This is a genomic window from Pedobacter sp. R20-19 (assembly GCF_000708265.2).
Taxonomy (GTDB): domain Bacteria; phylum Bacteroidota; class Bacteroidia; order Sphingobacteriales; family Sphingobacteriaceae; genus Pedobacter.
In genome coordinates this window covers 352117-373106 of sequence record NZ_JCKI01000004.1, presented here as the reverse complement: position 1 = coordinate 373106, position 20990 = coordinate 352117, and the positions used below count along the sequence as shown (strand labels likewise).

General features: G+C 39.0%; 20 protein-coding genes. 17 read left to right on the top strand and 3 right to left on the bottom strand.

The window, feature by feature from the left end:
- Positions 1-70: 70 nt before the first annotated feature.
- The 13 genes from AN34_RS11905 (at position 71) to AN34_RS11845 (ending at position 15738) form a co-directional block, all read left to right on the top strand.
- Complete coding sequence (locus AN34_RS11905) at positions 71-499, top strand: hypothetical protein (protein WP_029285649.1); 429 nt, start codon at positions 71-73, stop codon at positions 497-499.
- Positions 499-1845 (top strand): oxygen-independent coproporphyrinogen III oxidase, encoded by a 1347-nt coding sequence (gene hemN / locus AN34_RS11900; protein WP_029285647.1) that lies wholly within the window; start codon positions 499-501, stop codon positions 1843-1845. The genes AN34_RS11905 and hemN overlap by 1 nt, the downstream gene beginning before the upstream one ends.
- A 10-nt stretch (positions 1846-1855) precedes the next feature.
- On the top strand, positions 1856-4246 hold the full coding sequence (locus AN34_RS11895; protein ID WP_029285645.1) for a heavy metal translocating P-type ATPase metal-binding domain-containing protein: 2391 nt from the start codon (positions 1856-1858) through the stop codon (positions 4244-4246).
- 142 nt (positions 4247-4388) lie between these two features.
- Positions 4389-4568, top strand: a complete 180-nt coding sequence (gene ccoS / locus AN34_RS11890; RefSeq protein WP_029285643.1) for a cbb3-type cytochrome oxidase assembly protein CcoS — start codon at positions 4389-4391, stop codon at positions 4566-4568.
- Positions 4569-4639: 71 nt separating this feature from the next.
- Positions 4640-6778: a cytochrome-c oxidase, cbb3-type subunit I gene (gene ccoN, locus AN34_RS11885; RefSeq protein ID WP_029285641.1), complete on the top strand. Its 2139-nt coding sequence runs from the start codon at positions 4640-4642 to the stop codon at positions 6776-6778.
- A gap of 4 nt (positions 6779-6782) precedes the next feature.
- The gene (locus tag AN34_RS11880; protein WP_029285639.1) at positions 6783-6965 is read left to right on the top strand and encodes a hypothetical protein; all 183 of its coding nucleotides are present in this window, start codon (positions 6783-6785) and stop codon (positions 6963-6965) included.
- Positions 6952-7920, top strand: coding sequence for a cbb3-type cytochrome c oxidase N-terminal domain-containing protein (locus tag AN34_RS11875; RefSeq protein WP_082468378.1), 969 nt, complete (start codon positions 6952-6954; stop codon positions 7918-7920). Before AN34_RS11880 ends, AN34_RS11875 begins: the two co-directional genes overlap by 14 nt.
- Positions 7907-9280, top strand: a complete 1374-nt coding sequence (gene ccoG / locus AN34_RS11870) for a cytochrome c oxidase accessory protein CcoG (protein ID WP_029285635.1) — start codon at positions 7907-7909, stop codon at positions 9278-9280. Before AN34_RS11875 ends, ccoG begins: the two co-directional genes overlap by 14 nt.
- A gap of 20 nt (positions 9281-9300) precedes the next feature.
- Positions 9301-9729 (top strand): FixH family protein, encoded by a 429-nt coding sequence (locus tag AN34_RS11865; RefSeq protein ID WP_029285633.1) that lies wholly within the window; start codon positions 9301-9303, stop codon positions 9727-9729.
- On the top strand, positions 9726-10427 hold the full coding sequence (locus tag AN34_RS11860; RefSeq protein ID WP_051666472.1) for a sulfite exporter TauE/SafE family protein: 702 nt from the start codon (positions 9726-9728) through the stop codon (positions 10425-10427). Before AN34_RS11865 ends, AN34_RS11860 begins: the two co-directional genes overlap by 4 nt.
- A 330-nt stretch (positions 10428-10757) precedes the next feature.
- Positions 10758-13145, top strand: a complete 2388-nt coding sequence (locus AN34_RS11855) for a TonB-dependent receptor (RefSeq protein ID WP_029285629.1) — start codon at positions 10758-10760, stop codon at positions 13143-13145.
- 19 nt (positions 13146-13164) lie between these two features.
- A complete protein-coding gene (locus AN34_RS11850; RefSeq protein ID WP_029285627.1) occupies positions 13165-14406 on the top strand; it encodes a DUF4374 domain-containing protein in 1242 nt (413 codons plus the stop codon).
- 30 nt (positions 14407-14436) lie between these two features.
- A complete protein-coding gene (locus tag AN34_RS11845) occupies positions 14437-15738 on the top strand; it encodes a PepSY domain-containing protein (RefSeq protein WP_029285625.1) in 1302 nt (433 codons plus the stop codon).
- Positions 15739-15947: 209 nt separating this feature from the next.
- Here the strand turns inward: AN34_RS11845 and AN34_RS11840 are convergent, their stop codons facing one another.
- A complete protein-coding gene (locus AN34_RS11840; protein ID WP_029285623.1) occupies positions 15948-16154 on the bottom strand; it encodes a hypothetical protein in 207 nt (68 codons plus the stop codon).
- Positions 16155-16406: 252 nt separating this feature from the next.
- On the opposite strand from AN34_RS11840, the gene AN34_RS11835 reads away from it, so the two are divergent.
- Positions 16407-17099: a hypothetical protein gene (locus AN34_RS11835; protein ID WP_029285621.1), complete on the top strand. Its 693-nt coding sequence runs from the start codon at positions 16407-16409 to the stop codon at positions 17097-17099.
- A 4-nt stretch (positions 17100-17103) separates the two neighbouring features.
- On the opposite strand, the gene AN34_RS11830 is transcribed toward AN34_RS11835, so the two are convergent.
- On the bottom strand, positions 17104-17793 hold the full coding sequence (locus AN34_RS11830; protein ID WP_231625537.1) for a DUF481 domain-containing protein: 690 nt from the start codon (positions 17791-17793) through the stop codon (positions 17104-17106).
- Between the two features lie 172 nt (positions 17794-17965).
- Here AN34_RS11830 and AN34_RS11825 point away from each other — a divergent pair, with 172 nt between their 5' ends.
- Together AN34_RS11825 and AN34_RS11820 are read left to right on the top strand one after the other, a co-directional pair.
- Positions 17966-18817: an SDR family oxidoreductase gene (locus tag AN34_RS11825; RefSeq protein ID WP_029285617.1), complete on the top strand. Its 852-nt coding sequence runs from the start codon at positions 17966-17968 to the stop codon at positions 18815-18817.
- A 95-nt stretch (positions 18818-18912) separates the two neighbouring features.
- Positions 18913-19752: an ion transporter gene (locus AN34_RS11820; protein ID WP_231625536.1), complete on the top strand. Its 840-nt coding sequence runs from the start codon at positions 18913-18915 to the stop codon at positions 19750-19752.
- Between the two features lie 5 nt (positions 19753-19757).
- Here the strand turns inward: AN34_RS11820 and AN34_RS11815 are convergent, their stop codons facing one another.
- On the bottom strand, positions 19758-20120 hold the full coding sequence (locus AN34_RS11815; protein WP_029285613.1) for a PleD family two-component system response regulator: 363 nt from the start codon (positions 20118-20120) through the stop codon (positions 19758-19760).
- A gap of 173 nt (positions 20121-20293) precedes the next feature.
- On the opposite strand from AN34_RS11815, the gene AN34_RS11810 reads away from it, so the two are divergent.
- Entirely contained in the window at positions 20294-20974 is a 681-nt protein-coding gene (locus tag AN34_RS11810; protein ID WP_029285611.1) for a DUF4142 domain-containing protein, read from the top strand.
- The last annotated feature ends 16 nt before the right edge of the window (positions 20975-20990 follow it).

The window sequence follows — 20990 nt, the reverse complement described above, 5'->3', positions numbered from 1 at the left end:
TTTTTAGTCTAAGCAGCCTCATCCTCTCCAAGTGATGGCTGCTTTATTTTTGTGTACTTAAAAATTGTACATGAAAGCAATAGCCTATAATATTAAGCCTGTCGAAAAAGAATGGCTGGTTCTCGCAAATTATAAGAAACATGATATTACCATCATAGCCAATAGTTTAACTATTGATACTTTGTCTTTTTCTGCAGGTAAAGAAGTGTTATTGGTTTTTAATCATGACGACTTAGACGCGCAAATGATTGATGGATTAAAGTCATTGGGGATTCGATATATCGCCACATCATCTGTCGACACTGGACACCTGGATTTACTGGCCGCAGGTCGTGCCGGAATGAAAGTAGCAAATGTACCACTGCTGGATGAAAACCAGGATCCTAAATTGCGAATGGAACAGGTTATCAAGAATCTGGATCAATGGGCTGCCGGTAAATGTGTAGGCAAAGCCTGTTGCTGTCAGAATAATTGTGGTGTAGCTAAAGCCTTAAAATAATGGAAACAGCTGCACTACTTCAAAAATATAATGTTGCTGCACCACGTTATACGAGTTATCCAACAGTTCCATATTGGGATCAGACTACATTTAGTCCCGAAAAATGGATCAGTGCTGTTCAAACCATTTATGCGGAGCACGGAGATGGCGGAATCAGCCTTTATATTCACCTGCCTTATTGCGAAAGCTTATGTACTTATTGTGGATGCAATACACGAATCACAAAAAACCATACGGTGGAATTGCCTTACATCAAGGCCGTTTTAGCAGAATGGAAAATGTATCAAAATCTGCTGGGAAGTAAGCTGAAAATAAAAGAGTTGCACCTAGGCGGTGGTACGCCTACTTTTTTTCAAGCTGAAAACCTGAAGATATTAATTGAAGGTATTCTTACCGGGGTTGAAGTTTCGCCTGATGCTACATTTTCATTTGAAGCGCACCCGGCAAATACCACCGAAGCACATTTGCAAACCCTGTATCAATTAGGCTTTAAACGATTGAGTCTGGGGATTCAGGATTTCGATCCAAAAGTGCAGATGATGATCAATCGATTTCAAACACCACAACAGGTAACCTCGATCATGCGTCAAGCTAGAGCAATTGGTTTTGATTCTATAAATTTTGATTTAATTTATGGATTACCTGCTCAGAACATTGTTGGTTTATCAGAAACAATTGAAGCCGTAATTGAGATGAAGCCCGATCGGATTGCGTTTTATAGTTATGCGCATGTGCCTTGGCTTAAGCCTGGTCAAAGGCACTATACCGTTGAAGATCTTCCTGCTGGAAATGAGAAATTTGCGCTTTATCAAATGGGTAAAAAGATGTTGTTGGAAGCTGGATATGAAGACGTGGGAATGGATCACTTTGCCCTAGAAACTGATACGCTATTTATAGCAAGTGCGGAGAAAAAATTGCATCGCAACTTTATGGGCTATACTGATCAGCACACGCATTTGCTGATTGGTTTAGGTGTTTCGTCTATTAGTGATAGCTGGACTGCATTTGCACAAAACCCTAAAAGTGTTGAAGCTTATCTAGATAAAATTAATGCTGGTTTATGGCCGATAGAAAAAGGTCATTTGCTCTCTGAAGAAGACCTGGAGATCCGTCAGCATATTTTAAATATCATGTGCCGGGAAAACACCAGCTACCCCGAAGCGATACCCGATGCAATTGTTAAAAGACTTTCTCCGCTCATTCAAGATCAGCTGATTCAGGTTTGTGGAAAGGAAATTAACATCACACAAAATGGTAAATCATTCTTAAGAAATGTGTGCATGGCTTTTGATGAGAAGTTATGGGCTAGGCAACCGGAAACTAAGCTATTTAGTGCTGCCATTTAAATTCTATGCCATGAAAAACCAACAACAAACCACAACTTATACCATCTGTTATCATTGTGGAGAAGAGGTTACAGACCATGTTCATCGATTGGATGATAAAGAATTTTGTTGTGCTGGTTGCAAGGGAGTTTATCAAATCCTTTCAGAAAATAACCTCTGTAATTACTATGCATATAATCATAATCCAGGTCAGCGATTTAATCACGATACCCGGTTAGAATACCTGGATGAACAGCAGATTATAAACCAACTGATTGATTATACTGGCAAAGACTCCAGTATCATAACCTTTTATATTCCAGCAATTCACTGTAGTTCATGTATCTGGTTACTTGAGCATCTTTATAAAATCAATCAAGCCATCTTCAGCTCACGAATTGATTTCATCAGGAAGCAAGTTACCATCACTTTTAGCCATAAAGAAATCTCACTAAGGAACTTGGTAGAAACACTAATTCAGATTGGCTACGAGCCTTTAATCAGCCTTCAGGATGTGGTGAAGGAACATCAAAAGGCCTTGGATAAAGGTTTGATTTTGAAAATAGCTGTAGCGGGATTTTTAATGGGCAATGTGATGCTTTTCAGCTTTCCCGAATATTTTGGTTTGTCTGGCCTGGAAAAACAATTTCAAGTGTTATTTGGCTGGCTGAATTTAGCTTTTTCCATTCCGGCAGCATTTTATTGTGGTAAAGATTATTTTATATCCGCCATCACCAGTTTAAAACATAAGCATGTAAATCTGGATACGCCTTTAGCATTAATCATTGCCGTTCTATTTTTACGGACAGCATTTGAAATTATATTTAACACCGGACCTGGCTTCGCTGATACCCTGACGGGTTTGGTTTTTTTGCTGTTAATGGGGAAGTGGTTGAAACAACGAACTTATAACCACATTTCCTTCGATCGTGATTATCGTTCCTATTTCCCGATTGCGGTAACTACATTAATTAACGGTCTGGAAAAACCAGTTTCCATCAATGAAGTGAAAATTGGAGACCGCTTATGGATTAGAAACGGCGAATTACTCCCTGCTGATGCGATTTTAATGAAAGGTGATGCCTGGATGGATATGAGTTTCGTAACTGGCGAATCTGAACCTGTACACAAGGTTTTAGGTGAAATTATCTATGCCGGAGGTCGACAAACAGGAGAGGCTATAGAATTAGAAGTGATTAAGCCTGTATCTCAAAGTTATTTAACGGGTTTATGGAACCATGATCATTATAAAAACCATGTTCAAAAGCAGAACTTTAATGATAGCATTGCCAAGTATTTTAGCCTGGCCGTATTTACCATTGCCTTTTCAGCCACTGCTTACTGGCTTTTGCAACACGATAGCCACAAAGCCTGGTCGGCATTTACAGCTGTAATTATTGTGGCTTGCCCATGCGTACTGGCTTTAAGTACACCATTTACACTTTCAGCCATTTTATCTGTGTTTGATAAAAAAGGTTTTTATGTAAAAAATACTGATGCTGTAGAACAGCTGGCTAAGTGTGATGCCATCGTTTTTGATAAAACCGGAACACTAACCACCACCCGAAATGCGCAGGTTTATTTCAATGGTAAATTGGATGATCACGAGAAAAAAATAGTGGCTTCACTGTTCAGAAATTCTGCGCATCCATTGAGCAGGCACATTTTAAAGGAATTAAAAACAGGTGATTTTTTTCAGGTGAAGAATTATCAGGAAATGCTGGGTAAGGGTTTATCTGCAACTATTAACGGCTCAAGTGTTTACGCCGGAAGTTTATCGTCCAATTTAAAAGCGGTGGATCATCAGCCTTTCAGCGGTGTGCATGTGGTGATTGATAATGTTTACATGGGGAATTTTGTGATTGAACAGGAGTGGCGACCTCAACTCAATGTGCTGATTGCACAATTAAATCGTTCATTTGATGTACAATTGCTTTCTGGTGATACCAACAAAGATGAACGCCATTTGAGAACCATCTTTCCGGAAAAGAATCAAATCAGATTCAGGCAAAGTCCTCATGAAAAGCTCGATGCCATTTCGGCTTTGCAAGACAGCGGAAGGGCAGTGATGATGTTAGGTGATGGGCTGAATGATGCAGGTGCCTTAAAACAAAGTGATTTCGGCATTGCCATTACAGATGATATTAACAATTTTACCCCCGGATGCGATGCCATTTTAAAGGGCGATTCATTAAGCTTGCTGCCCAATTTTATTGGCCTGAGTAAAGATGGAATTAAGATTATCAAAGCAAGTTTCGCTATTGCTACTGCGTATAATTTTATCGGAATCTTTTATGCCGTTCAGGGTACGCTTTATCCCTTAGTTGCTGCGGTACTCATGCCGATAAGCACCGTAACAATCATCTGCTTTACCACTTTCGCTACACGCATTCTGGCGCGTAGAAATAAACTATTTACCTGAGTTCGATTAATATTCAACGCTTTTAACACCCCGGTCTGCGACCATCCTCCGATGTATCGGAGGGTGCCCAAAGGGCGGGGTGGTTAAAAAAAAACTGTTAAAACGGTATTCTAATAAATATTACTAACGAAAACAAGCTGTTATGAATATTCTCTATTTTTTAGTGGGCTGCAGCGTTTTAATGGCACTCATTTTTCTGGGTGCGTTTATCTGGGCTGCCAAAACGGGGCAAAACGACGACGTTTACACCCCGGGTATACGGATTCTTTTCGATGATGAGCTGGAAGAAGCAAAAAGTGAAGAAGATCACTTTTCCAGCTAAGCCACATCATCCTTTACCTGCCCCATGCAGGATACCTTTGACCTATCAATACAAACAAAACATTTCTGTTTATGCAATTAGAGCGATTTACTTACGATAACAAGATTGTCAGAAACTTCGGCATTGCCACCCTCGTTTGGGGGATTATTGGGATGACGGTGGGTTTGCTGGCAGCGATGCAGCTTTTCAAACCTGCAATGAATTTAGGAAACCAGTATACCACCTTTGGTAGGATCAGGCCCTTACACACCAATGCGGTGATTTTTGCCTTTGTAGGCAACGCCATTTTTATGGGGGTGTATTATTCTTTACAGCGCCTGCTTAAGGCCAGAATGTTTAGTGATATTTTAAGTAAAATTCATTTCTGGGGCTGGCAGCTTATCATCGTATCAGCAGTGATTACCCTTCCACTTGGTTTTACCACCTCGCATGAATACGCTGAACTGGAGTGGCCAATAGATATTGCCATTACCATCATTTGGGTAGTATTTGGAGTGAACATGTTTGGTACCATTTTTAAAAGAAGAGAGCGGCATTTATACGTAGCCATTTGGTTTTACATTGCCACCTTTGTAACCATAGCAGTGTTGCATATTGTTAACTCATTTGAGTTGCCTATCTCTTTTATGAAAAGTTATTATGTGTATGCAGGCGTTCAGGATGCATTGGTACAATGGTGGTACGGACACAATGCGGTAGCTTTCTTTTTAACCACACCTTATTTAGGTATGATGTATTACTTTCTGCCAAAAATGGCTGGAAGACCGGTATACTCTTATAAACTAAGTATTTTACACTTTTGGTCGCTGATTTTTATTTACATCTGGGCTGGTCCGCACCATTTACTCTATACCTCTTTACCAGGTTGGGCACAATCTTTAGGCGTTGCTTTTTCAATTATGCTGATTGCTCCAAGCTGGGGCGGAATGATTAACGGTTTACTAACCCTTCGGGGAGCATGGGATAAAGTTCGGGAAGATGTTACCCTGAAATTTATGGTAGTGGCTCTAACAGCTTATGGTATGGCCACCTTCGAAGGGCCAATGTTATCTTTAAAGCAAATTAATGGTGTGGCCCACTTTACCGATTGGATTGTGGCCCACGTACACGTAGGGGCATTAGGATGGAATGGCTTTTTAACTTTCGGCGTATTGTACTGGTTAATTCCAAGAATTTATAAAACGGAACTATATTCTAAAAAACTGGCCGGCTTTCACTTTTGGATAGGCACGCTCGGCATTCTTTTTTATGCTATCCCGATGTACTGGGCAGGTTTTACCCAAGGTTTAATGTGGAAAGAGTTTACCGGCGAAGGTTTACTGAAGTATCCAAACTTCCTGGCCACCACGCTACAGATAATTCCCATGCATGTATTGCGATCAATAGGTGGTGCAATGTATCTGGCAGGTGTAATTGTGATGACTTATAACCTGGCCAAAACCATGAGAAGTGCTAAACTGGTTGCTAATGAACCCGCAGAAGCAATGCCTCTGGCAAAAGAAATTGTAGATCATTCTGCTGCGGATAAAGCCTGGCACAGGGTTTTAGAGCGTAAGCCAATGAAATTTATGGTTTTATCATTGATTATCATTCTGATAGGTGGAATGGTGGAAATGATGCCTACATTTACGATACAGTCTAACGTGCCCACTATTGCCAGTGTAAAACCTTATTCTGCTTTAGAATTGCAAGGAAGAGATCTTTATATCCGCGAAGGTTGTGTAAACTGCCATTCCCAAACAGTTAGGCCTTTCCGTTCAGAAACAGAACGTTATGGCGAATATAGCAAGGCTGGTGAGTTTGTTTATGATCACCCTTTTTTATGGGGAAGTAAAAGAACCGGACCAGATTTGCATCGCATTGGCGGAAAATATTCAGATGCATGGCATTATAATCACCTGGTAGATCCCACTTCAATGTCGCCGGGCAGTATTATGCCACCGTACCCATGGCTTGTAAAACAGCAACTTGATATCACCACCACGGCAAGTAAAATTAGGGCGATGCAAACACTCGGTGTGCCATATGCAGCTGGGTATGACCAAAAGGCTAATGAAGATCTTAAAATTCAGGCTGATCAAATTGCTGCTGATTTAAAACAAAACAACATTAAAGTAAAAAGTGATCGGGAGATTGTGGCCATTATAGCCTATCTACAGCGCTTAGGTACTGATATTAAAGCCAATAAAGCAGAAATTCCAACCAACTAAAATTATGTTCAATCAAATAAAAGACCTGGCCGGAGGTGAACTTTACCTCATCAGCTCACTGATCATGTTTATGGTATTTTTCATTATCGTAGGCATTTACCTCCTTAAATTAAATAAAAAGCATATCGAAGTCATGAGCGAATTGCCAATCCAGGAAAATCAAACTCAAGGGTATGAAGAAGATTAGTTTATTTATTTTGTTGCTGCTCGGTCAGGTGTTGGCATTCGCAGCAGATGAAAAAACAGTTGCTGAAAATGTAAAGCCTTCAGCGCCATCACTTGGGCTTACGCAATCAGAATTATTGATCGTTATTTTATTGCTATTTGCTGTTGTACTGGTATTTGTGTCGCTTACCTTACTCAACGCTTTCAAGGTGATGTATAAGGAACAGCTCAATCCTACACCTTATTTATCACCAGAGAAGGCTGAACAATTAAACTATGATGAATGGTTAAAGAGCCGGAAAAAAGGCTATTCTATCTGGGAAAAATTATTGAGTTTAAAACCCATTGAACAGGAAAAAGATCTGGAAATTGATCACGCCTATGATGGTATTAAGGAACTGAATAATCCGGTTCCAGCCTGGTTTAACTTCTTGTTTTTCGGTACCATGATTATTGCGGCAGGTTACCTGTTCTATTACCACATTGGTGGCTATGGCGATCTCCAGGATCAGGAATATAAAAATGAAATAGCACAGGCGCAAGTTGAAAAAGCGGCCTACTTACAAAAATCAGCAAATGCAATTGATGAAAATACGGTGAAAGTTGATATCACAGAATCGGTATTGGCTGAAGGGAAGAATATTTTCGAAGGAAACTGTAAAGTATGTCATGGCGATAAAGGGCAAGGAATTATCGGTCCGAATTTAACTGATGATTACTGGTTACACGGTGGGGGCATTAACAACGTCTTCAAAACCATTAAATACGGTGTGCCTGAAAAAGGTATGATTAGCTGGGAGAAAAACCTGAATCCGAAACAAATCAGTGCTGTCGCCAATTACATTTTATCGCTGTCGGGTACAAATCCGGCAGGGGCTAAGGCTGCTCAGGGTGAGAAGTATGAAGAAAAAGATCCACAGGATAATGCCATGAAAGAACCCGCAGATAGTTTGAAAACAACAAATGCCACAAAATAATAAGAAAAAAGAAAGCAAGGGCAGGGATTTTCTATATCCTAAAAAGCCATCGGGAAGATTATATACTTACCGGAAATGGGTAAGCTATGTGCTGCTTTTGCTTTTATTCTCTTGCCCTTTTTTAAAATTGAATGGTGAGCAGTGGGTGCTATTAAATTTCATCGAACGAAAATTTGTATTCTTTGGATTGATTTTTACCCCGCAGGATTTTTATCTTTTCGCATTGGCGATGCTCATATTCATGATTTTTATTGTCTGTTTTACAGTGGTTTTGGGCAGGCTTTGGTGTGGTTGGGCCTGCCCGCAAACCATTTTTATGGAATTGGTGTTCCGGAGAATAGAATTCTGGATTGAAGGCGATAATCAGAAGCAAAAGAAACTAAATGCACAGCCCTGGAATAGGGAGAAGATTTTTAAAAAATCGGCTAAACATTTTATCTTTTTAGTGATTTCATTTGCCATCGCGAATACCTTTTTAGCCTATCTTATTGGTTCCGAAAAACTATTCAGCATCATCACAGAACCAGTTCATCAGCATGTATCAGGCTTTATTTCCATCTGTATTTTTACCTTTCTGTTTTATGGTGTTTTTGCCTATGTGCGTGAGGTGGTTTGTACGGTAATTTGTCCTTACGGCAGGTTACAGGGTGTTTTGCTGGATAACCAGAGCCTTATTGTAGCCTATAATGTTAATCGAGGTGAACCCCGAGGGAAGATTCAGAGACAAAATGTAGATGAAGCTAAAGGCGATTGCATAGATTGTGGATTATGCGTACAGGTTTGCCCAACGGGCATAGACATTAGAAAGGGAACACAGCTGGAATGTGTAAATTGTACAGCCTGTATTGATGCCTGCGATGAAGTGATGCTAAAAATCAACAAACCAGAGCGGCTAATAGGATTTTTCAATCAGGATTATATTAGCCAACAGAAGCCATTTAAAATAGGGGCCAAAGCCTATGGATATGCAGCTGTTTTATTTGTGGTATTCATGGTTTTTTCTGCACTCATTTATAAAAGGTCATCAATTGAAACTACCGTGTTGCGGGCGAGTGGTACGCTTTATCAAAATAGAGGAAGCAATCAAACCAGCAATCTGTATAATGCAGAGTTGATCAATAAAACCAATAAAACGATAAAGTTTGAATTCAGGGCGAAAGATCAACATGATCAAATCGAATTTATACAAGCAGCAAATGTGCTTCCAAAAGACGGATCTGCACAAATTACCTTCTTTCTCATCAGAAATAATAACCAGATTAAGGAATATAAATCTGATGCCGAATTTGAAGTGGTGGTAGATGGAAAAGTTTTAAGCCAGGCAAGCACAAGTTTTTTTGCACAGCCTGATAACCAATAACAATAAAAAAAAAGATGACAATGAACTGGGGTACTAAAATTTTATTGGGGATGGGCTGTTTCATGCTTTTCATCATCGCAATGGTCATTTATATGTTTGCCAAACATGATGGTGATGCTTTAGTGGAAGATGATTATTATGAGAAAGGAATTACTTATAATACAACTTATAACGCAGAGCAAAACATGTTGAATGCTGATGCACAGCCGAAAATTGTGATTGATCAAAAGCAATTGGTCATCAGCTTAAAAGATAGCGCCAGCTACCAGCTCGTATTGATGCGGCCATCCAATAAGGCGGAAGATTTAAAGTTTGAAGGTAAAACGATCGGAACTAATCACCTAATTCTCGTGAGCCGGTCTCATTTACCAAAAGGGATGTGGTTTTTGAATATTCAATGGCGCAGCAACGGGAAAGATTATCTGTATAAAACTAACCTTACCCTATGACAGATTTCTTGCCATTAGCTTTTTTAATGGGCCTGTTTGGCAGTTTACACTGTGCAGTAATGTGCGGACCAATTATGCTGGGTATGCCTTTTCAGAAGCAGCATTTTTTAGCTTCTGCCTCACAATTGCTGTTATATCAGCTTGGAAGAATCTTCGTTTATGTGGTTTTAGGCCTGTGCGCAGGTGCACTTGGTGGCAGTATAGCCGTTTTTAGCAATCAGCAGATACTCAGTACCATTATAGGTTTACTGTTGATTTTTTTTACCTTATTGCAACTTGTTCCGCAATATGTGAAGCGTTTTGCCGCGTTACAAAACCATTTAATACGTCCTATCAGTAAATTAATGGGCTACGTATTCAAGTTGCCGCTCTGGGGCTTTTTTGCAGGCGCACTCAATGGCATCATTCCTTGTGGAATGGTTTACCTGGCGTTTGCAACTGCCCTGAATACCGGGAGTTTTAAAGCTGGCGGTATTTTTATGCTTTTATTTGGTATGGGCACCACACCGCTGATGCTAATGATTTCATTGGGAGGAATTTTTATTAAACAGTATATTCCGTTCAACACACAAAGGCTAATCCCCTGGCTAATGTTGATGATGGGTTTTTTGTTAATTGTACGTTCAGCTAACCTTGGCATTCCTTTTCTATCTCCTGCGCCAACAGGTATGTATGGTCAGGCCGTAGATTGTAAATAAATGATCCTGAATATTTTCTGCAGATTTTTTTTGAATTAATGACTTGATGCATTACTTCAAATCTTATCAGGTATAGATCAGACGGAAGGACGTCATGTATAAGTGTTGAGACATTTATTCAAAAAAATGTGCTGTGTAACGTTTCGGTTAAATAACCAGCTAAATCCCATTATCCCTCTTTAGGAAGCCAAATAAGCCTAATTAAAACCAAATCTTATTTGGACTTGATCTAAATAGAGGTTATATTTGCGGCAGATAAAAAATGCCACACGGTTCAGACCCGTGTGGCTAACCGGAAAATCGGCTCACCTTTAATCTCCATTAAAAGTCATGCAAATTAAGAAAATTTTGCTATTGGGCATCTTATGTGCCTGTGTAATTTTTACCTCCGCCCAAAACCGGCTATCCGGTGTCTCAGGGCAAATCAAAAGTGCTAATGGCGAACCCATACCGGGGGCAACCATTAAAATTCAGAAAACCACTTCTGGTACCTTCTCTGATGAGAGTGGAAACTTTAGAATTACCAATCTTAAGGTTGGTAATTACCACATTCAGGTTACAGCCATCGGTTTTGTAACCATTAAAAAAGAAATAACCCTATCCGAAAATCAGGAAAGTAAATTGAGTTTTAGCCTAACTGCTTCTTCTGAAGATATGGAAACGGTTAATGTAATTGGTAGAACAGCAAATCAACAGGTAAATAGGCAAGCCTTTAATGTTACCTCCATCGATGCGAAGAAATTGCACAATAGTACATTGGATATTTCTCATGCACTAGATCGTGTATCTGGTGTTCGGGTTAGAGAGGCTGGTGGATTGGGATCACGAATGGATTTTTCGTTAAATGGATTCACAGGTAGACAGGTAAAGTTTTTTATTGATGGAGTGCCTATGGATAATTTTGGCTCATCCTTTCAGATTAATAATATTCCAATTAACCTGGCTCAGCGTGTGGAAGTGTATAAAGGCGTGGTTCCGGTATGGCTTGGATCTGACGCATTGGGCGGTGCCATCAACATCGTTACCGATAATACCACAAAAAGTTATGCAGATGTTTCTTATTCATACGGTTCCTTCAATACGCATAAAACGGCTATCAATGCTGGTTATACCTCACCTTCAGGATTTAAAGTGCAGTTAAATGCTTTCCAGAATTATTCTGATAACGATTATAAAGTAACTACTGATGTGGCTTCTTTTGATGGACGCTATTTCAGAAATCAGGTAGTGAAACGTTTTAACGATACTTACCATAACGAAACTGTAATTGTAGGTGCAGGGGTGGTTAATAAATCATTTGCAGATCAGCTGATGTTTGGTTTAACCGCTGGAAAAAACTATGCAGAAGTGCAAACGGGTGCCAGAATGGTAAGTGTTTTTGGCGATTGGCATAGAAGAGGGAGCATTTTAATGCCAACTGTAAAATACCAGAAAAAGGACTTATTTACCAAAGGACTTGATCTTCGTGTAAATGGTAACTTTAATTTCGGCACAGAACAAAATATTGATACGGTATATCGCCGATATAACTGGTTTCAGGAATATAAACAATACCCGGGAGCCGGAAGCGAAAGGGAACGCTCCATGTATAAATTCCGTAACAATAATGGATTGGCCACTGCCAACTTAACGTATACCCTTAATGAGCGTCATTCCTTTTCATTAAATAATGTTTACAATTCGTTTAACAGAAAAGGTTCTGATGAACTCTTCCCACAAAACCAAAATTACGAGCAACCCCGTAAGAACAATAAAAATGTGTTAGGGTTAGGGTATAAATTCAGCGCTTCGGAAAAATGGAACACCTCTGTTTTTGCCAAGCAGTTTTATCAATCAAACAAATATGCTCAAAGCTATAATCCTAGCGGTAATTGGGGCGATGTTGCTTATCTGCAACAAGAAAACAGCTACAGTAAAACTGGCTATGGCATTGCGACAACCTATTTTATCGTTCCGAATTTTCAGTTAAAGGCTTCATATGAGAAAAGTTACCGATTACCGGAAACTGATGAGCTTTTTGGCGATCTTTTAAACCTGGAAGGTAGCATTAGCCTTAAACCCGAGCAGAGTAATAATTACAATTTAGGATTTAGCTATCAGGCACAAGTCAACCAGATTCACCGTTTTAGTTTTGATGGTAACGTCATGTATCGCGATGCGAAAGATTTTATTCGCCCGCAACTTAATAATAATCAAACTAAACAGGTGATGGGAAACCTGGCGGATGTAACCAATTTAGGTTTCGAATCAGAAGTGCGGTATTCTTATAAGCAACTCTTTACTGCAGGGGTAAACCTAACTTACCAGAACTTAAGAAACAATACCCGTTTTGAACAGGGACAAACAATGGAAAGTCCTTTGTATAGAGATCGTATCCCCAATATGCCTTATCTTTTTGGTAATGCAGATGCATCACTTTTCTTTAATAACGTAGGTAAGAAAGGAAATACATTAACCCTTGGTTACAATGTACTGTATGTTCATGCTTATTATCTATCATGGCCAAGTCAGGGAACTTCAGATACCAAATATGACATTCCAAGACAGTGGATGCAAGACGTGAATGCTGTTTATACTTTAGGCGGAGGGCGATACAATATTGGCTTGGAATGTAAAAACCTGGTGAATAACCGCATCTATGATAATTTCTCTTTACAAAAACCAGGCAGGGCTTTTTATGCCAAGGTAAGATACTTTTTTAGCAACAACAGATCATAAAATTTTAAGATTTACAAATATGAAAACAAGATATTTACTTCCATTTTTAAGCTTTTCTTTATTCGCTTTATTTGCCGGCTGCGATAAGGAGCTTGATTCATCTGAAATTGTAGATGTGGATACGGAACTAACCGGGGCCACTAAATATATCATTTCTGCAACACCCATTGGTACCACCGGAATTGCCGATTATTTATTAACCACCAATAGCCTCGACTCTGGAATGGTGACCACACAAGGTAACGGAATTGAACAGGATGGTTCTTACCGTTATTACCTTACCCATAGAAATAGATTTTTTAGCTTACTATACGGACAAGGAAATCCGGGTGCGGTAACCACTTACCGGTTGGATGCTACAGGTAAATTAAATAAACTTACCAACTTCCAAACGGAAACCGTTCAGCTTTTTGCCCCGGTGAAGGATGATATATTTATTGCCAAAATTCCAAGATCTGGAAATGAATTTTCGAGTTTCTTTCGGATTGATGCCCGTAAATATCAGATTGTTGGAGAAAAACAAGTGAATATTGTAAAGCTTGCCGGAAATGGCGAACGTGCGCATTTCACCTGGGCCACACAAGTGGGCGATAAACTTTTTGCACCTTATATGAGCATTAAGGGTGCTGCACCTGATGTATTTGGTACTGCCTACCCGGATAGTTCATGGGTTGCTGTATACAGTTATCCTGATTTAACCCTGGAGAAAGTGATAAAAGACAACCGTACGAGTTATATTGGGGCTTACTTTGTAAATGGTTTAGTTGAAATTGAAAATGGCGATGCTTATGCTTTTTCATATGCTTCTGCAACTAATTCCGGAACTCCAAGTTCAAAAAATCCATCTGCGGTGATCCGAATCAATAAAGGCACAACTGAATTTGATAAGAGTTATTTTTTTAATGTGGAAGAACTTTCAGGAGGTTACCACATGGCCGGGCAAAGCTATTTGGGAATGGGCAAATTTGTAGTGCAAATGTACGCTCAACCTAAGTCACTTGCCGGTACCGCCAGAAAGTTTGCCATTGTGGATGTGATTAATAAAACATTTAAATGGGTAACTGGTGTGCCGAATGATATTACCAGAACCACTACCATTAATAATTATGCACCAAAAGATGGCAGAACCGGATACATTGGCATTACTACGGCAAGCGAGGGCAGTTATGTATATGTTTTCGATGCCAATATCGCGGTAGCGAAAAAAGGTTTAAAGGTAGTGGGTGGAACCATTACGGCTATTAATGCACTTCAATATTAATTCAGAATTTCTATTTCCAATACTTATACCATGGCAACAGTAAACCAAAACAACCCGGCAAAGAAAAAGGTAAAAGATTCAACATTTACCAGAATTAATAAATGGCTTCACCTTTGGCTGGGCCTGGTATCTGGTCTTATTGTTTTGGTGGTATGCCTTACAGGTTGCATTTGGGTTTTTAATGAGGAAATTACCGGGTTACTGGAACCTGAAACCAAAATTGAAAAACAAAACAAAGCGGTGATAACACCGGGTCAGCTCACCGCTATTGCAGCAAGTGTGTTCCCCGATAAAATGCCTGTATACGCGAATTATCAACAGGGAAGGGCTATTAACCTAAATCTGAAAGGTGCAAAGGAGGAAGGCCGCCGCGGTGGAGGAACAACTTTAACCATTAACCCTTACACAGGCGAAGTGATCAGCAAGGTGGTGCACAAGAAAGGCGAGGTAGATTTCTTCAGGTTTATTCTGAATGGACATCGCTTTCTTTGGTTGCCGTATGCCATTGGGCGCCCGATTGTTAATTATGGAACACTCATCTTCGTTATCCTGTTGATTACGGGTTTAATCTGGTGGTACCCTAAAAAATGGAACAAATCTACCCGTGATAAAAGTTTCAAAATCAAATGGGGTGCATCATTCAAACGCGTTAATCTGGATTTGCATAATGTATTAGGTTTCTATTCGCTCATCTTTTTGCTTTTTATCGCCCTTACAGGTATGGTTTATGGTATCAAATGGTATAGCGAAGGCTTGTATTGGGTAACCAGTGGTGGTGATAAATTAGGTGAATTTGATCGGTTAGCATCTGATTCTTTGCAAACAGGTAAGTTTTACACGCCAGAAAAAGCAATGGATCTCGCCTGGAATGCAGTCATTAAAAAGCACCCGAAATCTGAAGGTTTCTATTATAATTTCCCGGATACATCAAAAGCAAAAGCCACCATTAATATTACGGTTTACCCTAATAAAGGGCAGTTTTATAATAACTTAAGTTATACTTTTGATCAGCATACCCTTCAGGAACTTAAAGGAAAAGGAGTCTATTCCATTCCATATGAAGCTTCGGGTTTTGGTGGAAAATTAAGAAAAATGAACTATGATATTCATGTAGGAAGTATCCTTGGTTTTCCTGGAAAGGTAATGGCTTTTCTTGCCTCCTTAATTGGTGCAAGCTTACCAATCACAGGTTTCCTGATTTGGTATGGTAGAAAGTTTAAGAAAAAAGCTAAAACTAAAGAACCTGTAAAAACTGAGGGTGCCGTTAAAAACTTAAATAGTAAACCACGGGCTAAAATTCCAGCACGAAAAATGGAAGATGTGGTAGGCTAGGTATATTTTGATGTAAAGATTGCAATCTCTACGATCATTTTGTCATTCAGAGCGCAGCGAAGAATCCCTGCGGTTCTAATCACTTCCATCTGCCAGGCCTCAACTCTTTTTCAATCGCAAGTTGTAATAAAATAGAGGGGGGCATACCAAAAAAAGGCTGCAAAATAATGTAAATATATTTTGCGGCCTTCTTCTTTAAAAGAACAAACTTACGCTTGTTTAATTTTTCTTGCACGTCCACCTTCAGCTTTTTCAGGTTGTTGAATCGATAAAATTAAATCGATGCTTTCAGAATTTACTTCATATTCTGATGCAATTTTTTCCCATTTAACTAATTCTGACTGAAGATTTTCAATTTCTTTGGTTAAAGATTCAATCTTCGTTTGTATAGATTTCCTCACGTTTATATTTGCCATAACACAAAATTATGATTTGAATATTATTTAAATAATGCTTTTGTAAACATTATTTAAATAATTTTCTTTAACTGCTGTTTTACAGTTATTTAGCGTCTGGAAGATTTTTCAACATTTTTGTTTAGGAATATATATTAATTTTTTTTACCTGTTAGCCAGTCTGTAAGCAGGCAATCAACGAAAAATCCGCTTTCAGATCATTGATGGATGAAGGCAAAATGCTAAATTTACAACTTGCCTGTGTATTTTAATATGCAGCAAAGGAAACCGAACAACTTTATTTTGCAACTGTCTATTTTATCTTTTCAGGAAGGGCATCATGCTCCTCTGCTCGATTTTCAGCATTTTCTTGCAGAGGCGGCGCATTATATTATGGCGCTTAATTTTCAGCAGGAATTTGAATTGCTATACATTGATCTTCATCCCAAGCCTGAAGGGAAGGCGGGGATTGCCGGACTTAAGTTTATCAGAGATGCTAAAAAGACCATGCATCCTAAAATTTATGATCATTTGGCGCTCATTGATATTTCTTCCGTATGTGCGGCCACTATTCATCAATATGGGAAGGAAATCATCAGCATAGAAAAGTCGAATTTTCCATCAGATGCCACCATGATGATTACTAAAGATTGTGGTGAAGATTATGTGCTTTTCAGCAAACATTTGCTTCCTGTATCCCGATATTTTTTGCTCAGGCCCATGCATACCCAATGGAATACCATTTTACAAGCTTTCGACTTTTTCTTAATGGATGGCGTTTGGGATGCTGTTATTTTTATTGCAGCGTTTTTAGCTGAAAATAAAAATATGAACAGCGTCAGCCATACCCATCTTTTGGAGGGCCTAAATAAAAAAGACTTTTATCCCATGTTTTGTGCTGCTATGGAAAATTTTCTGGCACAACGTTATCCTCTTACTAAAAAGGGACTACAGCTGCTTATTTAATGCGCTAAAAATACTGATCTATACTTAAACCATAGGTGAGGTTAAGGTTTTCCCTTCCTGTGATATTTAATTTGTTATAATTGAGGGCGGTGGTCAGGCTAATCCATTTTCTTAGTTTCAAACCAACAGAAGTCGTTGATCTGATGATGTGGTCTCCTTTGCGACTAAACGAATTTTGTAGGAAATGGCTTCCATCAATTACAATGATTTCTTTAATGGCAAAATGATATTGCAAGCGTAAAGAGTTGCGATAGGTATTGTAGCTTTCGCCAACAATCAGGCTACTTTGGTCAAATAAAACGCCATCACTTAAATTCACATAAGCATTGGGGCGGTCTAAAAAACTATAGGCAATTCCGCCACCAGCAAGCAATTGGTTCTTAAGTTTTAAGGAATAGCTGGTGTTGTAATTTAGTAATCCCCAATAGTAAAAATGAGGAAAGGTTTTGTATAGGTTAAAGTTTAAGGTACTGGAGAAATCATTATTGCTTAAACTGTTATTTTGTTTACCATAAAGCCAGCTGGATGATGAATTTAAAACGAAATGTTCCCTTTTCATTCCTAAATTCAGGGCATTGTTTAACAGGTAAGCTTTGTCTTCATTGGTACGGTTAACTGATCCGGTAGAAGAAAGTACGATGTGGTATTTGGTGGAGTCGCTGTATTGTGCTTTCAGTTCAAGATGTAAAAGCATGCCTAAGAACAGAAGTAAAGTTAGCCGCATGTAAACTTAACACTATTCTGCTTTTGATGTTTGGCTTTTTTTAAAATTGATTAACTATTAAAGATTGGATTAGCCGAATAAAACCAAAACCATGGCTTTGTTTTCTCTGTTAAATCAAGATCAGATAACTTAAACCGATGATATGAAAAAGCAAAAAACACCAGCCAAACAAGATCAGCAGCCAGGAATCGAAGCCGAAATGAATCCGGCTCCCGAAGTAATCAAAGCAAGTTATCGCGGTTCAGAAAAGCTAAAAGATAAAGTTGCCTTAATTACTGGTGGTGATAGTGGGATTGGACGTGCAGTCGCCGTGCATTTTGCCAGAGAAGGAGCTGATATCGCTATTGTATATCTGAATGAAGATATTGATGCCGATCAAACGAAGCAAATGATTGAAGACGAAGGCCGTAAATGTTTACTGATTAAAGGAGATGTTAAAAAAGCTGATTTCTGCAAAAAAGCGGTTCAGAAAACGGTTAAAACATTTGGTCAGATCAATATCTTAGTAAATAATGCAGGGATGCAGGTTCCTCAAAAAGACCCGGGAAAAATTGATGATCAGCAGCTTGAAGATACTTTCCGGACAAACATTTTTGGTTATTTCTATTTTGCTCATGAGGTACTAGAGCATTTTAAGGCAGGTGATTGCATTATTAATACCACGTCTGTTACCGCTTACCGTTCTTCGCCAAACCTGATTGATTATTCTTCTACCAAAGGGGCCATTACCTCATTTACACGTTCACTGGCTACCAACCTGGCTAAAACTGGGATTCGGGTAAATGCCGTAGCACCCGGCCCGGTATGGACACCATTGATTGTTTCAACTTTTGACGAAGAAAAAATTAAATCTTTTGGTGCAGAAACCGCCATGGAAAGGGCAGGGCAACCTTCGGAAGTTGGACCAGCTTATGTGTTTTTAGCTAGTGATGATGCTTCATTTATTACCGGGCAGGTGATCCATGTAAATGGTGGTGAAGTGGTGAACGGCTAGGTTAGCAGATAAAAAATCACTATTATTATATTTGAGGAGGGATTAACGCCGCTTATTTCCTCTAAATTCTTTTTAAAATTAATTTCTGAACCCAATTGAAATACGACGATATTAAGCCAGGTAGCAAAACAGATTGGCGCTTTAAGCTACACGAGGTCATTTATGAATCCAATACACCTGGCGGAAAAGCTTTTGATATCGGTTTACTCATCGCCATATTCACCAGCATTATGGTCGTAATGCTGGATAGTGTTATCAGTATTCATCAGCAGTATGGCACCTTATTTAATATCCTGGAATGGATTTTTGCCGCACTATTTACTGTAGAGTATATTCTAAGATTGATCAGTGTGCGAAAACCAATTTTGTTTGTGCTAAGTCCGCTAGGCATAATTGATCTGATTGCACTACTCCCTTCTTATTTAAGTATCTTTTTTATTGGCGCACAATCTTTGCTGGTTTTCAGAGCCTTAAGGTTGTTGCGGGTATTCAGAATATTTAAACTCGGGCAATTTCTATCTGAGATTAATTTTTTAACGCAGGCGCTCAAAGGTAGCTTAAGAAAAATCAGTATTTTTTTGCTTACTGTGCTCACGATTACCATTATTCTAGGTTCGATTATGTACCTGGTTGAAAAGCGGGAGAATGGTTTTTCTAATATTCCGGAGAGTATTTATTGGGCCATTGTCACCATCACTACGGTAGGTTATGGCGATATTTCTCCCATTACGCCAATGGGTAAATTGGTTGCCTCAATAGTGATGCTCATTGGTTATGCCATTATCGCGGTACCAACAGGCATTATTACGCACGATATAGCAATTGCGGCCAGACAGAAAAAAGAATTACCAGAATCATGCCCAAACTGTAGCCGGGAAGGCCATGACAGTGATGCGCTGTTTTGCAAGTTTTGTGGTTCTTCCTTATATCGATAGTAAAGTCAATTGCTTACGTAATGCTGTACCCTATTGGCAAAATCATTTAAATCAAAAGGTTTATTAATAAAATCTTCTGCGGTGCATTTTGCCTTTACCTCACTTAAATGATTGTTGGCCGACATCATCATCACCGGGATATGATGTGTTTTAGCGTTTTGTTTAAGCTTATTGCAGATGTCTATTCCATTGGCATCTGGTAACCTGATATCCAAAATAACCATATCAGGGATATTGTCCTGCATCCTTTCCCAGAAATCTGCTGAATTTGGAAAAGCTTTTACTTCATATAATTCTTCCGTGAGTAGAAATTCGATAATTTCTCTGATGGCCGGATGATCTTCAACAACATAGATGCACTTTTTCATCGCTTTATGTTTTGGTATAAAAGCTCAACGTTATTCATTTACAGTTGTTTATGATAGTTCTTCACAATCGTTGCGTTATTAACTTTTTTCAACTACTTAACCCATTTTAGGATGATGGTAACGAAACATTTTCTACACTAATAGGGTTCTTATTTAAGATAAAAGAACTAAATATGAAAAACATCTTCTCCAACCTAGCCAAAACAGCTGTTGTTTTACTATCTGTTTCCAGCTTTAATCAATTGGCCTCGGCCCATGATCATCAACCCTTAGTCATTCAAAGCAAAATGATTGATATCCCTGTAGAAGTATTCATCAGGCAGGCAATGTTATCAGGAATGAAGGAAGTACAACTAAGCGGCGTAGCCAGTGAGCAATCTACTGATTCCAAGATAAAGGCTTTTGCCATGATGATGATTAATGATCATAGCAAAGTGAATGAGGAACTGAAATTATTGGCAAAAACTAAAAGCGTTAGTTTGCCAATGAGTAAACTTCCTGGTGGAATGAGGCCTGATGGTCGGGTTGATTCTCAACTGGAAAATATGAAAGATACCACCAGAAACCAAAATGTGGCTGAAGCTGCTGGAAATATGTCGAGTTCTGTCACTTCAAATCCAGATGGTGATACCGAAGCTGATATATTAAAGTCTGTTGAGGATTTAAAGAAAATGAAAGGTGCTTCTTTTGATCAGGCTTATGTTAACGTAATGATTAGCGACCACCAGAAAGCGATTGCTTTATTTGAAGAAGGTGCTAAATCTAAAGATAGTGCAATCAGGAAGTTTGCTTCCAAACACTTGCCTCATTTAAAAGCACATCTAAAGCAAGTTTCTGCACTTAATAAATCATAAATAAGTTAATCAGTCA

Bases quoted from the DNA above. Each gene is read 5' to 3' on its own strand.
- AN34_RS11835 (WP_029285621.1), top strand. From the start codon at position 16,407: ATGCAGCAAAGGAAACCGAACAACTTTATTTTGCAACTGTCTATTTTA.
- AN34_RS11895 (WP_029285645.1), top strand. From the start codon at position 1,856: ATGAAAAACCAACAACAAACCACAACTTATACCATCTGTTATCATTGT.
- hemN (WP_029285647.1), top strand. From the start codon at position 499: ATGGAAACAGCTGCACTACTTCAAAAATATAATGTTGCTGCACCACGT.
- AN34_RS11845 (WP_029285625.1), top strand. From the start codon at position 14,437: ATGGCAACAGTAAACCAAAACAACCCGGCAAAGAAAAAGGTAAAAGAT.
- AN34_RS11905 (WP_029285649.1), top strand. From the start codon at position 71: ATGAAAGCAATAGCCTATAATATTAAGCCTGTCGAAAAAGAATGGCTG.
- ccoG (WP_029285635.1), top strand. From the start codon at position 7,907: ATGCCACAAAATAATAAGAAAAAAGAAAGCAAGGGCAGGGATTTTCTA.
- AN34_RS11810 (WP_029285611.1), top strand. From the start codon at position 20,294: ATGAAAAACATCTTCTCCAACCTAGCCAAAACAGCTGTTGTTTTACTA.
- AN34_RS11850 (WP_029285627.1), top strand. From the start codon at position 13,165: ATGAAAACAAGATATTTACTTCCATTTTTAAGCTTTTCTTTATTCGCT.
- AN34_RS11855 (WP_029285629.1), top strand. From the start codon at position 10,758: ATGCAAATTAAGAAAATTTTGCTATTGGGCATCTTATGTGCCTGTGTA.
- AN34_RS11880 (WP_029285639.1), top strand. From the start codon at position 6,783: ATGTTCAATCAAATAAAAGACCTGGCCGGAGGTGAACTTTACCTCATC.
- AN34_RS11875 (WP_082468378.1), top strand. From the start codon at position 6,952: ATGAAGAAGATTAGTTTATTTATTTTGTTGCTGCTCGGTCAGGTGTTG.
- AN34_RS11840 (WP_029285623.1), bottom strand. From the start codon at position 16,154: ATGGCAAATATAAACGTGAGGAAATCTATACAAACGAAGATTGAATCT.
- AN34_RS11860 (WP_051666472.1), top strand. From the start codon at position 9,726: ATGACAGATTTCTTGCCATTAGCTTTTTTAATGGGCCTGTTTGGCAGT.
- ccoN (WP_029285641.1), top strand. From the start codon at position 4,640: ATGCAATTAGAGCGATTTACTTACGATAACAAGATTGTCAGAAACTTC.
- AN34_RS11815 (WP_029285613.1), bottom strand. From the start codon at position 20,120: ATGAAAAAGTGCATCTATGTTGTTGAAGATCATCCGGCCATCAGAGAA.
- AN34_RS11825 (WP_029285617.1), top strand. From the start codon at position 17,966: ATGAAAAAGCAAAAAACACCAGCCAAACAAGATCAGCAGCCAGGAATC.
- ccoS (WP_029285643.1), top strand. From the start codon at position 4,389: ATGAATATTCTCTATTTTTTAGTGGGCTGCAGCGTTTTAATGGCACTC.
- AN34_RS11830 (WP_231625537.1), bottom strand. From the start codon at position 17,793: ATGCTTTTACATCTTGAACTGAAAGCACAATACAGCGACTCCACCAAA.
- AN34_RS11865 (WP_029285633.1), top strand. From the start codon at position 9,301: ATGAACTGGGGTACTAAAATTTTATTGGGGATGGGCTGTTTCATGCTT.